This is a genomic window from Bradyrhizobium amphicarpaeae (assembly GCF_002266435.3).
Lineage (GTDB): Bacteria > Pseudomonadota > Alphaproteobacteria > Rhizobiales > Xanthobacteraceae > Bradyrhizobium > Bradyrhizobium amphicarpaeae.
The window spans coordinates 2623991-2637217 of sequence record NZ_CP029426.2 but is presented as its reverse complement, the minus strand read 5'-3'; the positions used below and the strand labels follow the sequence as shown (position 1 = coordinate 2637217).

Genomic DNA, 13227 nt, shown 5'->3' with positions numbered 1-13227 from the left:
CGCGCCAGCCCCGCCCAACACCGAGATGATACTCTCCCGCTCTGAGGGTGACTCATCAGCCCAAATCGGCTTACAAGCGGGAGGCGTCGTGTCCGGCGCTCGCGGGCCATGTCCCTTGATCCAAGTCCCTTGATCGAAGCGAGGTTGAAATGCAGAAGGGCCAATCCTCTGATCGGGCCAAGCGCGAAGCAGACAAGGCGTTCAAGCCCGTCACGACGCAGAAGCCGATGAATGATTATGCGAAGGACCAGCACTCCCAAAACGAGAATCGCGAGCGGCTGAAAGCCGAGCGATTGGCCCGCGAGGCAGAGTCGAAACAGCTCCCCGAATAGTAAGCGTCCTGTTGCTGATGACGATCTGAGATCATGCTTTACAGCATCGAGAGAACGACGAGGCCGTCTTCCAACTCCCCGGACGCCAGCCGGGTCCGCGCGATGCGCTCGAACTCGGTGCGGTGTCTCTGAAGATAACTCAAGGCCTGTTTCTGCGTTTGATACGTCGTCGCGAGCCGGCACATCTGTCGTCCTGCACCAAGCGCGAGAAAAAAGGTGATCGTGCCGCCGCCGTCCGGCTTGACTCTAGGCACGCGCAGCACTCTCTGGCATGTGACCGGTCCTCTCCAGATTTCGTCAGGAGCGAGGCTGAAGTCGACTATTGCGGCGACTTCTTCTTGCGCTTCGTGGGGGTCGGTGCCGGCAACGATGCGCGAAGGGTTGCGTCGGCCGCTTCCTTGGCTTCGCGCAGCTCCCGAAGCCGCGCCATGTTCTTGCGAACGTCGATCGCCTGCTTTCCGGCATCCGCCATCGCACGCGCTCCTTCTTCAGCCGCCAGGCGCTGACGGTTGGAACGCGCGATACCTTCAGGAGACGGTTCTGCCGATTTCTTGGCGCTCATCCTTCACCCTGCTTCACAACGGACAAAACCCGCTCAATCCTTACGATCGAGCGGGCAGCGCCACCGTTTCAGTACATCCGTGAAACGGCACCAGAGAGCTCAAGCCAGCGAGAGATTCTCAGCGCTGACCTTGCCCCGCATCTTATCGGTCTTGGCCTCGAAGTTGACCTTTTGGCCCTCAGCGAGACCCGCAAGACCAGCCCGCTCGACCGCGCTGATGTGAACGAACACATCGTTGCCGCCGTCGTCGGGCTGAATGAATCCAAAGCCCTTCTGGCCGTTGAACCACTTCACGGTACCTGTCGTCATTTTCTTCTCCAAAGCGCACAAGCGCAAATCCCGCGTGACGCTCACGCGAAACCAATTCAACTCGTCGATGTCTCTGGAAAAGGAGCCCGCGGGCGCATTCAACAAGGCACAGCGGCTGAACGAACGGATTCACGGTATACCTCACAATCCCCACTTGCAAGGCTCAGCCCAGGCTTATTTGCACCGGGAACCGGCGGAACGAACCCAGGTTCGAGGCGACCGCCCCGGCGCCCCTCGCGCGAAGACGCTCAGTGATCTCCGCCAGCAAGCTGCTCACGGAAGAACGTCACCACCGCCGCGTTGAACGCGCGGTGAAAGCCTGCTCTGTCGAACCCCGCCGGCACATCCGTGCAGATGCGCGGGACGGCCGCCGCGAGTTCGGGAGAACACGGAGCGAGGAACGCAAAGTGGCCAGCCGGCACGACATGAATCTCCGGCTTGCCGGGCAGACCCTCGGCAACGCGCTCGGTTCCTGAACCGTCGCCGACGCCGGGGCCGCCGAACCGCGACCGCCAGAACTGGAACGGCACCTTGACAGCGGCGAGGTTCTCCCGCGTCAGGAGGCCCGGCGCGGGATCTATGATCACGGCAGCGCGGATACGCGCATCGTGGACCGGCTCTGGTGGCGTCACGCCATTGTGCAGCTCGGCGCACGCGCCGGTCGTCTCCTTGCAGAGGCCCGCGATCCTCGCAAAATCCGGCCTGGTCCCCATCAGCACGAAGCCGGTAGCACCGCCCAGCGAGAAGCCGAAGAAACCAACTTTGGCGGGATCGATCACCGCCCTGTCCTTCCAGTCCTTCAGCATGAAATCGAGCAGGCGCACGATATCGACCGGGCGCGATTCCCAGACGGACAAGGTGTTGCGCCGCGAGGAGTCGTTGGCGGTGTCACCGGGATGATTGACGGCTGCGACGATGAAGCCGGCATCGGCCAGTGCCTCGGCCGTATCGTGCTGCTGTCCGAAGAACCCACCCCGGCCGTGCGAGTAGATCACGAGCGGCAGCCTTGCACCCGTGACGGGACAATCCTTCACGCCCTTCAAGTCGAAATCGGCGCCGACTGAAAGGTTGCCCAGCGCCACATGCGTCGGCTCGGCCGCGCATGGATACCAGATCGCGCCTGACAGCGCCGGATCGGATTGGAGCAGCTGGATGCCCGCGGCCTTGGCAGGCAAAGCAAGACAGCAGAGAATGGCTGCAAAAGCCCAAAGCGTCCTGTGCAACGGAGCCCCCTTATTTCGCGCAGGAGTTGAACGAAGAACGGCAGCGGAATTGTGGCTTTAGTTGATGAGACGTAGATGCTGGGGCTGGTCTTAACGCTCGGGTCGAGGAGTCACCATGTCACTTCTGGGCAAGGCCGCCGTCGCGATGTGGTGGAGTATCCGCCCCGACCAGCGCGCGGAGTTCGGCGACTGGCATTCGCATGAGCACTTTCCAGAGCGGATGAGCATTGCCGGCTTCCGGCGCGGTTCGCGCTGGACCAGCACGACGGACGCGGAAGGCTTCTTCGTGCTCTACGAACTCGAACACTACGAGGTCCTTACCTCGACTGGATATCTCGACCGGCTCAACGCGCCGACGCCATGGTCGACCAAGATGATGCCGCATCACCTCGGCATGGTCCGCAGCCAGTGCCGGGTGGCAGCCAGCTTCGGCGGCGGCGTCGCGAGCTCGCTCGCGACCATCAGCTTGACGCCGGAAGCGGGGCGGGACGCGGAGTTGCAGATCCGTCTCACGGAAACGCTCGGCGCATTGGCGCAGCAGCCGGGGACGACAGGCGCCCACCTCCTCCTGACCGACACGCCCCGCACGAGCGCGCCCACGACGGAGCAGCAGATCCGCGGCAAGGATAGCACCGCCGACTGGATCGTGCTGCTGTCGGGTTACGATGCGGATGTGGTCGAGGACGCGATCACCGGCCAATTCTCGCCGGCATCACTTCGCGCAGCGGGCGCTCGCGAGGATATCCTGGTTGGCCGCTTCAGGCTGTCATTCACGATGACGCCGCAGGATGTCGCAGCCACCTAGCAGGCCGGCCGGACGATCTCCAAAAAAATCCAGGACGCCTGTCGGATCGGCGGCTTCGCGATCGTCCTCGTGACATGAATGGGCCATAGACGCCAATCTTGAGACGCCAATCTCGGGCCCATCAATTACTGAGGACAACAACCATGCCCAGCACGATCCGCCTGCACCGCGTTCTCGCGACCAGCCCGCAAAAAGTCTATCGCGCCTTCCTGGAGGCCGATGCGATGGCGAAATGGCTGCCGCCGAACGGCTTTACCTGCACCGTGCATCATTTCGAGCCCAAGGTCGGCGGCACGTTCAAGATGTCGTTCCGGAATTTCACGACCGGCAACAGCCATTCGTTCGGCGGCGAATATCTCGAGCTCGTGCCCGGCGAACGCCTTCGCTACACCGACAGGTTCGACGATCCGAACCTGCCCGGCGAGATCGAGGTCACGGTGATCCTGAAGAAGGTTTCCGTCGGCACCGAGATCGACATCACGCAGGCCGGCATCCCCGACGTGATTCCGCCAGAGGCCTGCTATCTCGGCTGGCAGGAATCGCTGCGCAATCTGGCGAAGCTCGTCGAGCCCGAGATCAATCAGTAGCGTGCAGATCGGGCGGGCACCATCCTTGTGGCCATCCTTGGAGACGCCCGCCGTTGGCGGGCCCTCAGGATGAGGATCGACTGCGCGGCACCAGTTTCAACGAGCGGCGGTGCCGCTTAGCCTTATCCTGAGGAGACCGCGAAGCGGTCGTCTCGAAGGACGAGGCGCGCACTCGGATCGGCAAAGGCCCTACCCGCCTGCCTTCGCCTCGAGCCCGCCGCCCGCAGTCCAGCGGTCGGGGTCGGGACTGTGCCCGATCAGCGCGAGGCCATAGGCGATCGACTCGAACTGGTCGCCAGACATCAGCCGTTCGTTGCCGAACCGCTCGGCGAACAATTTTCGCACCGCCGGCACGAAGGAGGTGCCGCCGGTCAGGAACACCTTCTCGATCTCGCGCGCGGTGACGCCGGCTTCGGCCAGCACCTTGTCGACGGTGGCCCCCAGCCGGGCGATGTCGTCGGCAATCCAGGCTTCGAAATTCTTCCGGGTGATGGCCGCGCCGATGTCGACACCACCGCCCTTGAAGCGAAAATCCACCTCGTCCTGCGCCGACAGCGCGACCTTGGCATTCGACACCGCACGGTACAGCGAAAAGCCGAGGTCGAGATCGACGATGGTGATGAAATCCTCGAGCAGCTTCGGCTTCAGCGCGGTGCGCGCAAGATCCCTGAGTTCGCGCAGATCGCCGTTGCTCTTCATCATCGCGAGCTGATGCCAACGCGCGAGGTTGGTGTAGTGGCCGGTTGGGATCGGCAGCACCTTGTCGAACGAGCGGAAGCTGGAGCCCTTGCCGAGCCGCGGCGAGACGACGCGGTCGACGATGCGATAGTCGAACGTGTCGCCGGCGATGCCGATGCCGGCGTGGCCGAGCGGCTCGGCGCGAAGGGCACCGCCCGTGCGCGAGAAACGCATCACGGAGAAATCGCTGGTGCCGCCGCCGAAATCCGCCACCAGCACGGTGGCATCGCGCTCCAGCCTTCGGGCAAAGGAAAACGCCGCGCCAACGGGCTCGTAGACGTAGCGCGCGTGGCCGGCGCCCAGGCGCTCGAACGCGGCGCGGTAGCGCTGCATCGCCAGCGCCTCGTCGGGATTGCCGCCGGCGAAGCGCACGGGACGCCCGACGGTAATGTTGGACGTCTCGAAGCCGAGCTTCTCGCCGCCATGGCGCGCCAGCGTGCGCAGGAACGCCGCCAGAATATCCTCGAACTTGAAACGCTGCCGGAACACTTGCGTGGTCTGGAAGCTGGAGCTCGCAGCAAAGGTCTTGAACGACTGCAGAAAGCGGTAGACGTGGCGTCCTTCGAGGAACGTCTCGATCGCCCAGGGGCCGCCCTCCGCCTGGGCGCCGGCGCCCGGCCGGTCCTCCCAGAAGCACAAAGCCGACACGTAGACGCTGTGGCGCTGTCCGCCGTGGTCGAAGCGGATGGCCTCGACCCGGCGGTCGTCGGCGGCAAGGGCGACGACCGTATTGCTGGTCCCAAAATCGATGCCGATCGAGACGGCGGGCGAGGCGCTCGACATGAACCACTCTGACGGATGACTGGAAAAGGGGGCGAACCACTAACGGCTTTGGTCTGCCCTGCCAAGTCCGGTTTTGCTGCAGCGCATCAGAATCTGCACCTGCCGCAGCGGTCCCGCCCGCAATTTTAAGCCCGATACGGCCCCTTTAACGGATGATTATGCTGCAATGCGGGAGAGTACATGCTGCCATGCGATGGCATGCATAGACACTGGCATCTGGTATACGTAGATTGCCCTTCGAAATGAGACAGCAATACTGACTGTCTTGAGAAAGGGATTTCAGATGTCCAAGACCGCCACCATCGCTCTTGCCCCCTCCGCCTCGCTGTTCGCGCGATTCATGGCCGCTGTCGACCGGTTCCTGATGGCGAGCGCCGAGATCTCGAACCACAACGGCGACCTGCCGCGCTTCGGCCTGTAAGCAGCGCCACCGCGCTGCGGGCGCGATGCGCCAGGTTTAAGAAGCGTCCACATACTACTTTTGATGAATGGCCCCGCAGGACGGGGCCATTTCTACTTGTGCTGTCCCTGAGTCACAGCCGCAGTCGGACCAAGACTGCGGCATTTGCGCACGGTGGCCGGACCAGCGCTTGAACCTTGGCATAATGAATACAAGAATGCCGCCCCAGCGCTCGCAGAACAATTAGAGGCGCCACGGGAGGCTTTATGACGGACATGGTGCAGGCAACGGCCCCAACAGCGCGCGTTAGCGACACATATCGCTGGGCGCAATTGGCGGTCGGTGTAGCGGCGATGGTGATGATCGCCAACTATCAATACGGCTGGACGTTCTTCGTCCCCGACATCCAGAAGAAGTTCGGCTGGGATCGCGCGTCGATCCAATGGGCCTTTACCCTCTTCGTCCTGTTCGAGACCTGGCTGGTCCCGATCGAAGGATGGTTCGTCGACAAATACGGTCCTCGCCTCGTGGTGCTGGTCGGCGGCGTGCTCTGCGCCATCGGCTGGGCGATCAACGCGCAGGCCACCACGCTGAACGGCTACTATCTCGGCATGATCATCGCCGGCATCGGCGCCGGCGGCGTCTACGGCACTTGCGTCGGCAACGCGCTGAAATGGTTTCCGGACAAGCGCGGTCTTGCCGCGGGCATCACGGCCGCGGGCTTCGGTGCGGGCTCCGCGCTGACCGTCGCGCCAATCCAGGCCATGATCAAGGACAGTGGATTCCAGACCACCTTCCTCTATTTCGGCCTCGGACAGGGCATCATCATCTGCATCCTCGCCTTCTTCCTGCTCGCGCCGAAAGCGGGCCAGGTGCCGAACATGGTGGCGAACGCCAATCTGCTGCAGACCCGGCGCAACTACCAGCCGACCGAGGTGCTGCGTCAGCCGATCTTCTGGCTGATGTATTTCATGTTCGTGATCGTCGGCGCCGGCGGCCTGATGGTGACGGCGAACCTGAAGCCCATCGCGGCGGACTGGAAGGTCGACAACGTACCGGTCACGCTGATGGCGGTGACGATGACGGCAGTGACGTTCGCGGCCACGATCGACCGCGTGCTCAACGGCCTGACGCGTCCGTTCTTCGGCTGGATCTCCGACATGATCGGCCGCGAGAACACGATGTTCATCGCCTTCGGCATGGAAGGCTTCGGCATCTGGATGCTCTACCTCTGGGGACACGATCCGATCTGGTTCGTGCTGCTGTCGGGCTTCGTGTTCTTCGCCTGGGGTGAGATCTACTCGCTATTCCCCTCGACCTGCACCGACACGTTCGGCGCCAAGTTCGCCACCACCAATGCCGGCCTGCTCTACACCGCGAAGGGCACCGCCGCACTGCTGGTGCCGATCGCCAACTACATGCAGCAATCGTCGGGCACCTGGGACAGCGTGTTCATCATCGCGGCCGGTGCCAACATCCTGGCTTCGCTGCTGGCGATCGCGGTGCTCAAGCCGTGGCGCAAGGTTGTGGTCGCCAAATCGACCGTCGCCTGACGCGCTCACCATAGCCTTCCACCGAGCAGACGCCCGGCCTCGCGGCCGGGCGTTTTCGTTTGGCGAGTCCCGGCCTGCCCACCGACAGGGAACCGCAGATTTGTGACAATCCGCCGCAGATTGGGCTTGCATTCTGGAATATCGTATACCAAGCTCCGCTAAGCGCTTGCGACGATAAGACACAATATTTGCGACACTGGGTCATCTTGCAATCCCACGTCGCAATCAATCAGGCGCGTTGGGAGGTTCTTATGATTTCCAGCACGGATGGCGCCGTCACGGCCGCGCCTCTTCGCACAGGTTTCCGTTGGCTCCAGCTCGCCATGGGCATCGTCTGCATGGCGATGATCGCCAACCTGCAATATGGCTGGACGCTGTTCGTCGATCCGATCGATCACGCCCACCATTGGGGCCGCGCCGCGATCCAGCTCGCCTTCACCATCTTCGTCGTGACCGAGACCTGGCTGGTGCCGATCGAGGCCTGGTTCGTCGACAAGTATGGCCCGCGCATCGTCGTCATGTTCGGCGGCGTAATGATCGCGCTCTCCTGGATTCTCAATTCCTACGCCGACAGCCTTCCCCTGCTCTACACGGCGGCCGTCATCGGCGGCATCGGTGCGGGCGCGGTGTACGGCACCTGCGTCGGCAACGCGCTCAAATGGTTCCCCGATCGACGCGGCCTCGCCGCCGGCGCGACCGCCGCCGGCTTCGGCGCTGGCGCCGCACTCACGGTGGTGCCGATCGCCCACATGATCGCTTCGAGCGGCTACCAGCACGCCTTCCTGAACTTCGGCATCGGCCAAGGCGTGATCGTGTTCGTGCTCGCCTTCTTCATCCAGCCGCCGCGCATCTCGATCCCGCCGAAGAAGAAGCAGCTCAATCTGCCGCAGACCAAGATCGACTTCACGCCGCCGCAGGTGCTGCGGGCCCCTATTTTCTGGGTGATGTACCTCGTCTTCGTCATGGTCGCCTCCGGCGGTCTGATGACCGCGGCGCAGATCGCGCCGATCGCGCACGACTTCAAGATCGCCGACACGCCGGTTTCGCTCGCCGGCTTCCAGATGGCGGCATTGACCTTCGCGATCTCGCTCGACCGCATCTTCGACGGCTTCGGTCGCCCGTTCTTCGGTTTCGTGTCCGACACGATCGGCCGCGAGAACACCATGTTCATCGCCTTCGGAACCGCGGCCCTCATGCTGCTGACGCTGTCGGCCTACGGTCACGTCCCGGTCGTGTTCGTGCTGGCGACCGCGGTGTATTTCGGCGTGTTCGGCGAGATCTACTCGCTGTTCCCGGCGACCTGCGGCGACACCTTCGGCTCGAAATTCGCGACCACCAACAACGGCATGCTCTACACCGCGAAAGGCACCGCATCGCTGCTGGTGCCGCTCGCCAGCGTGATCTCGACCGCCTATGGCTGGAAGGCCGTGTTCGTGATCGCGGTCGCCTTGAACGCGACGGCGGCGCTGATGGCGCTGTTCGTGATCAAGCCGCTGCGTCGCTCCTTCATCCTCGGCAAGGAAGCCGAGAGCGCGAACACCGCAACGACGAATGCCAAGACCGAGACGGCGTGAGCCGGCACACGCTATCGGATGGGTCGAAAAGGGGCGCAGCGATGCGCCCCTTTTTCCTTGGCTCCCCGGCTCTCGCCTCCGGCAACGTCAGTATTGCTGTCGCAAGATTTTTCGGATCACCCAAACCAACGCTTGACGATTGGTATTATGTATACCACACTTGCTCCGACATTCACCCAGGGAGGTTGCAATGCTGGTCGGAGACATTCTGCGCAAGAAGACGCCGCGCGTCGTCACGGTGCGGATGAACGAAACGGTGGGTATCGCCGCCAAGCTGATGCGCGCCAACAACATCAGCGCTCTCGTGGTCAAGGACGTGGTCCGCTCCGAGGGTAATACGGCCGTCGGCATGTTCACCGAGCGCGACGTGGTGCGCGCCGTCGCCGAGCACGGCGCGAACGCCGTCAACGTCAAGGTCTCGCAGCTGGTCTCGGTGCAGCAACTGGTGTCCTGCGGCTCCAGCGACACGCTCGAGCAGGTCCGCCATTTGATGAACCGGCATCACATCCGCCATTTGCCTGTCATCGACGATTACAGCCTCGTCTCCGTCATCAGCATGCGCGACATCGCCGCTGCCATGGACGAGGCCCTCAACGGCATGCCGCAAGCCGCCGCCTAAGCGACGCACACCCCCGCGACTACCGGCCGGCTCGGACACGTTCGAGCCGGACCGGATCATTCGTCCCAAAATTCCGGTCTCCCGCGAGGATTTCATGAAGATCTGCATCTACGGCGCCGGCGCGATCGGCGGATATCTCGGGGTTCAGCTTGCGCGCGCCGGCGCCGATGTCAGCCTCATCGCGCGCGGCGCGCATCTTGCCGCCATGCGCGAGCGCGGCCTGACGCTGCTCGCCGGCGAGGAGACGCACACCGTACATCCGCGCTGCACCGACGATCCCGCTGAGCTCGGCGTGCAGGATTACATCGTCATCACGCTGAAGGCGCATTCGATCACCGGCGTGATCGAGAGGATGCGGCCGCTGCTCGGGCCCCACACCCGCATCGTCACCGCCGTCAACGGCATCCCCTATTGGTATTTCTACAAGCACGGCGGCCCATACGAGAATTCGACGCTGGAGAGCATCGACCCCGGCGGGCGGCAATGGCGCGAGATCGGCGCCGAGCGCGCCATCGGCTGCATCGTCTATCCCGCCACCGAGATCGAGGCGCCCGGCGTGATCCGCCACGTCTACGGCAACAACTTCCCGCTCGGCGAGCCCTCCGGCGAGATCACGCCCGATGTGCAGCGCCTCGCCGATTTGTTCGTCGCAGCCGGGCTGAAGGCGCCGGTGCTCGACCGCATCCGCGACGAGATCTGGCTCAAGCTCTGGGGCAACGTCTGCTTCAACCCGATCAGCGCGCTGACCCATGCGACGCTCGACGTGATCTGCACCGATCCGTCCACGCGCGCGCTGTCGCGCGCGATCATGATGGAAACGCAGGCGATCGCCGAGACCTTCGGCGTCAAGTTCCGCGTCGACGTCGAGCGCCGCATCGAAGGCGCCCGCAAGGTCGGCGCGCACAAGACCTCGATGCTGCAGGACCTCGAGCGCGGCCGCCCGATGGAGATCGACCCGCTCGTCACCGTGGTGCAGGAGATGGGCCGCCTCACCGGCATCGCCACGCCCGCGCTCGACTCCGTGCTGGCGATGGTGACCCAGCGCGCCCGCATTGCCGGGCTCTATGACGGCGTCTCGGCACCCAGCGATCCCCGCGCACTGGCGGTGGCATGATGGCGAGCGAGATGAAGCAATGGCTGCGCTTCCGGAACAATGGCGCGACCGGCTTCGGCACGCTGACCTCGTCGGGCATCAGTGTGCACGAGGGCGAGATGTTCGGCCGCAACGCCGCCACCAGCAAGATTCTGGCGCTGTCTGAGGTCGAGTTGCTCGCGCCCTGCGCGCCCAGCAAGATCGTCGCGCTCTGGAATAATTTTCATGCGCTCGCGGCCAAGCTGAACCAGCCCGAGCCGCCGGAGCCGCTCTATCTGCTCAAGGCCACCACGAGCATCACGACGCCGGGCGCCGTGATCCGCAGGCCCTCTTATTACGACGGCAAGACCACCTATGAAGGCGAACTCGGCATCGTCATCGGCAAGACCTGCGCCCGCGTGTCGCCGGCCGAAGCACACGGCTGCATCTTCGGCTACACCTGCGTCAACGACATCACCGCCAACGACATCCTGACCAGCGATCCCACCTTCCCGCAATGGGCCCGCGCCAAGGGCATCGACGATTACGGCCCGTTCGGCCCGGTCATCGCGACCGGTCTCGATCCGGCCAAGCTGACCGTCCGCACCATCCTCAACGGCGCCGAGCGGCAGAACTATCCGATCTCGGACATGATCTTCGGCGCCGAGGTGCTGGTCTCCAGGATCTCGCACGACATGACCCTGCTCCCCGGCGACCTCATCGCCGTCGGCACCTCAGTCGGCGTCGGCGTGATGAAGGAGCCGGTCAATATTGTCACGGTGGCAATCGACGGCATCGGCGAGCTCACCAACGAGTTTCGGCTGTAGCTGCAAGTCGGTCCCGTAGCCCGGATGAGCGCAGCGACATCCGGGTAGCCTTTGTCGCAGCATCCCGCATGTCGCTGCGCTCATGCGGTCTACGAACCTGCCCCCTGGGGAAAACCCGGCATCTCGCCCACCTCCGCCGTTCGGCCAACCCAACCAGCCGTGGATCACGCCGCCCGAAACGGCCCCACAAGCCACCGCGCCCCTTGCGCTCGGTTCCGCGCTCCAATAGCAATCATGGCGAAAATGTGTGCCGGCGTGAGGACTCACGATGTGGCTGTTTTTCCTGGTTGCCTGGGTTGTGCTGCTGGCCGCCATCGCGTTTCTCGCCCAGCAGGCATTTGGTTACGACATCGCCCACCTGCCCGCCTCGTTCGCGGCGCTTCCCATGCCGCAGCGCATCGCGACCGGCACCATCGGGACGATCGCGCTGGCGCTGATCGGAGCCACCACCTGGCGGCTCTCGCGCCAGGACAGGCGCCTCGACACGCTGCGTGATCGCCTCAAGAAGACCCGCGAGGACGTCGTCGTCGCCCACGCCCTGCAAAACCATCTCGACGCCACCGTCCAGCACCTGATCGAGAGCGACCCGAGGGAGGCCGTCTCCGCGCTCCACGACAAGCTGGGTGAGACCGAGCAGCGCGCGCTGCTTCAGCAGGGCCGCAACGAATCCACCGACATGCACGACCAGCTGGCCGAAATCCGCCGCCGCCAACAGGCGTTGCGTGAGATGGTCGGCAAGGTCGCCGACCAGCGCCGCGCGGTCGAGCCGGTCTTCACCGAAATCCGCGACCGTCAGAACCAGCTCGAACGCTCCCTGCACGACCTCGAGACCGACGACCGCAAGAACAACCTCGCTGACCGGCAGAGGGACATCGCGCGCGACGTGGCGGCGCTTCTGGGGCGGGTGAGCGCGGTGCAGGAGACGTTCGCGACCCTCAACCAGCACAAGGAAGACCTCGCCAAATCCCACGCCGAGCTTGTGCCTCTGCGGTCGAGCGACGCCGGCATCAACGCGCTGATCAGCGAGCTCAGCCTCAGCCATGACCGCCTGGCCAAGACCATCGACGAGCTCGAGACCGGCGACGGGACGCCGCTGCCCACCCGCGTCGAGACGCTGTCGAAGAACAAGATCGAGATTGAGCAGCGCCTCGCCCGCATCGACGACGGCTTCAACATCTTGAAGGCCATCAGGTTCGACTTCGAGGAGCTCGGCCAGCGCCAGGCCCAGCTCGAACGATCGCTCGCCGATGTCGAGACGGATGCCGACGGCAAGACCCTCACTGAGCGCCAGAACGCGCTGAACGAGTTCGTCCTGCAGTCGCGCCAGCGCCTCGGCGCTCTGCACGAGACGTTGGCGACACTGAACGCCTTCAAGGCGGAGCTGTCGAAATCGCAGGCCGACCTCGTCCCGTTGAAGGCGCCCGTGTTCGGCATCGAAGCCCTGATCGCGGAGGTCGGCACCACCCGCGATCTCCTCGCCAGGACCGTCGGCGAGATCGAGGCGAACGGCGACGTCACCCTCGCCTCGCGCGTCGATGCGCTGACCAAAAGCAAGCGCGAGGTCGAAGACCGCCTCGCCCGCGTGTTCGACAATTTCAACGCGCTCGATGCCTTGCGCAAGGACATCGGCGGCATTTTCTCGACGATCCGCAATAGCCTGAACCGGATCGGGTGACGCTGCCCCTGCATCGCAACAAATCGAGACCGCCAGCTATTCTCGCTTCACTCCGCCCGTGATACAATCTTGGCGCGAGCATTTGGATTTCGGCTTTATCGACCCGATCATCATTCCATCGCCGGCACCGATACGCCCGTGCCGCCAACATTGATATTCGGAGGATCC

General features: G+C 64.0%; 15 protein-coding genes. 10 read left to right on the top strand and 5 right to left on the bottom strand.

Annotated elements, in window-relative coordinates:
- Window positions 1–149: 149 nt before the first annotated feature.
- Window positions 150–332: a hypothetical protein gene (locus tag CIT40_RS12095; protein ID WP_094896161.1), complete on the top strand. Its 183-nt coding sequence runs from the start codon at window positions 150–152 to the stop codon at window positions 330–332.
- Window positions 333–370: 38 nt separating this feature from the next.
- Here the strand turns inward: CIT40_RS12095 and CIT40_RS12090 are convergent, their stop codons facing one another.
- The 4 genes from CIT40_RS12090 to CIT40_RS12075 form a co-directional block, all read right to left on the bottom strand.
- Entirely contained in the window at window positions 371–586 is a 216-nt protein-coding gene (locus CIT40_RS12090; protein ID WP_162307458.1) for a hypothetical protein, read from the bottom strand.
- A 65-nt stretch (window positions 587–651) separates the two neighbouring features.
- Window positions 652–894, bottom strand: coding sequence for a transcriptional regulator (locus CIT40_RS12085; protein WP_094896159.1), 243 nt, complete (start codon window positions 892–894; stop codon window positions 652–654).
- 99 nt (window positions 895–993) lie between these two features.
- Window positions 994–1203: a cold-shock protein gene (locus tag CIT40_RS12080; RefSeq protein WP_026201564.1), complete on the bottom strand. Its 210-nt coding sequence runs from the start codon at window positions 1201–1203 to the stop codon at window positions 994–996.
- Between the two features lie 248 nt (window positions 1204–1451).
- Window positions 1452–2426 carry an alpha/beta hydrolase family protein gene (locus CIT40_RS12075; RefSeq protein ID WP_094896158.1) on the bottom strand — a complete coding sequence of 325 codons (975 nt, stop codon included), beginning with the start codon at window positions 2424–2426 and terminating at the stop codon, window positions 1452–1454.
- A gap of 115 nt (window positions 2427–2541) precedes the next feature.
- Between CIT40_RS12075 and CIT40_RS12070 the strand changes: the two genes are divergently transcribed.
- Window positions 2542–3231 carry a hypothetical protein gene (locus CIT40_RS12070; protein WP_094896157.1) on the top strand — a complete coding sequence of 230 codons (690 nt, stop codon included), beginning with the start codon at window positions 2542–2544 and terminating at the stop codon, window positions 3229–3231.
- Between the two features lie 143 nt (window positions 3232–3374).
- Window positions 3375–3818: an SRPBCC family protein gene (locus tag CIT40_RS12065; RefSeq protein WP_094896156.1), complete on the top strand. Its 444-nt coding sequence runs from the start codon at window positions 3375–3377 to the stop codon at window positions 3816–3818.
- Window positions 3819–4007: 189 nt separating this feature from the next.
- On the opposite strand, the gene CIT40_RS12060 is transcribed toward CIT40_RS12065, so the two are convergent.
- Window positions 4008–5339, bottom strand: coding sequence for an Hsp70 family protein (locus tag CIT40_RS12060; RefSeq protein ID WP_094896155.1), 1332 nt, complete (start codon window positions 5337–5339; stop codon window positions 4008–4010).
- Between the two features lie 283 nt (window positions 5340–5622).
- Here CIT40_RS12060 and CIT40_RS12055 point away from each other — a divergent pair, with 283 nt between their 5' ends.
- From CIT40_RS12055 to CIT40_RS12025, 7 genes are all read left to right on the top strand, one after another.
- On the top strand, window positions 5623–5760 hold the full coding sequence (locus CIT40_RS12055) for a hypothetical protein (RefSeq protein WP_167443339.1): 138 nt from the start codon (window positions 5623–5625) through the stop codon (window positions 5758–5760).
- Window positions 5761–6005: 245 nt separating this feature from the next.
- A complete protein-coding gene (gene oxlT / locus CIT40_RS12050; protein WP_094896154.1) occupies window positions 6006–7292 on the top strand; it encodes an oxalate/formate MFS antiporter in 1287 nt (428 codons plus the stop codon).
- 251 nt (window positions 7293–7543) lie between these two features.
- On the top strand, window positions 7544–8866 hold the full coding sequence (gene oxlT / locus CIT40_RS12045; protein ID WP_094896153.1) for an oxalate/formate MFS antiporter: 1323 nt from the start codon (window positions 7544–7546) through the stop codon (window positions 8864–8866).
- Between the two features lie 190 nt (window positions 8867–9056).
- Window positions 9057–9485, top strand: coding sequence for a CBS domain-containing protein (locus CIT40_RS12040; RefSeq protein WP_094896152.1), 429 nt, complete (start codon window positions 9057–9059; stop codon window positions 9483–9485).
- Window positions 9486–9579: 94 nt separating this feature from the next.
- Window positions 9580–10599, top strand: coding sequence for a 2-dehydropantoate 2-reductase (locus CIT40_RS12035; RefSeq protein WP_094896151.1), 1020 nt, complete (start codon window positions 9580–9582; stop codon window positions 10597–10599).
- A complete protein-coding gene (locus CIT40_RS12030; protein ID WP_094896150.1) occupies window positions 10596–11384 on the top strand; it encodes a fumarylacetoacetate hydrolase family protein in 789 nt (262 codons plus the stop codon). The genes CIT40_RS12035 and CIT40_RS12030 overlap by 4 nt, the downstream gene beginning before the upstream one ends.
- 268 nt (window positions 11385–11652) lie before the next feature.
- Window positions 11653–13059, top strand: a complete 1407-nt coding sequence (locus tag CIT40_RS12025) for a hypothetical protein (RefSeq protein ID WP_094896149.1) — start codon at window positions 11653–11655, stop codon at window positions 13057–13059.
- The last annotated feature ends 168 nt before the right edge of the window (window positions 13060–13227 follow it).

Coding starts and splice junctions, on each gene's coding strand:
- CIT40_RS12095 (WP_094896161.1), top strand. CDS start 150: ATGCAGAAGGGCCAATCCTCTGATCGGGCCAAGCGCGAAGCAGACAAG.
- CIT40_RS12085 (WP_094896159.1), bottom strand. CDS start 894: ATGAGCGCCAAGAAATCGGCAGAACCGTCTCCTGAAGGTATCGCGCGT.
- CIT40_RS12080 (WP_026201564.1), bottom strand. CDS start 1,203: ATGACGACAGGTACCGTGAAGTGGTTCAACGGCCAGAAGGGCTTTGGA.
- CIT40_RS12070 (WP_094896157.1), top strand. CDS start 2,542: ATGTCACTTCTGGGCAAGGCCGCCGTCGCGATGTGGTGGAGTATCCGC.
- CIT40_RS12065 (WP_094896156.1), top strand. CDS start 3,375: ATGCCCAGCACGATCCGCCTGCACCGCGTTCTCGCGACCAGCCCGCAA.
- CIT40_RS12060 (WP_094896155.1), bottom strand. CDS start 5,339: ATGTCGAGCGCCTCGCCCGCCGTCTCGATCGGCATCGATTTTGGGACC.
- CIT40_RS12055 (WP_167443339.1), top strand. CDS start 5,623: ATGTCCAAGACCGCCACCATCGCTCTTGCCCCCTCCGCCTCGCTGTTC.
- oxlT (WP_094896154.1), top strand. CDS start 6,006: ATGACGGACATGGTGCAGGCAACGGCCCCAACAGCGCGCGTTAGCGAC.
- oxlT (WP_094896153.1), top strand. CDS start 7,544: ATGATTTCCAGCACGGATGGCGCCGTCACGGCCGCGCCTCTTCGCACA.
- CIT40_RS12040 (WP_094896152.1), top strand. CDS start 9,057: ATGCTGGTCGGAGACATTCTGCGCAAGAAGACGCCGCGCGTCGTCACG.
- CIT40_RS12035 (WP_094896151.1), top strand. CDS start 9,580: ATGAAGATCTGCATCTACGGCGCCGGCGCGATCGGCGGATATCTCGGG.
- CIT40_RS12030 (WP_094896150.1), top strand. CDS start 10,596: ATGATGGCGAGCGAGATGAAGCAATGGCTGCGCTTCCGGAACAATGGC.
- CIT40_RS12025 (WP_094896149.1), top strand. CDS start 11,653: ATGTGGCTGTTTTTCCTGGTTGCCTGGGTTGTGCTGCTGGCCGCCATC.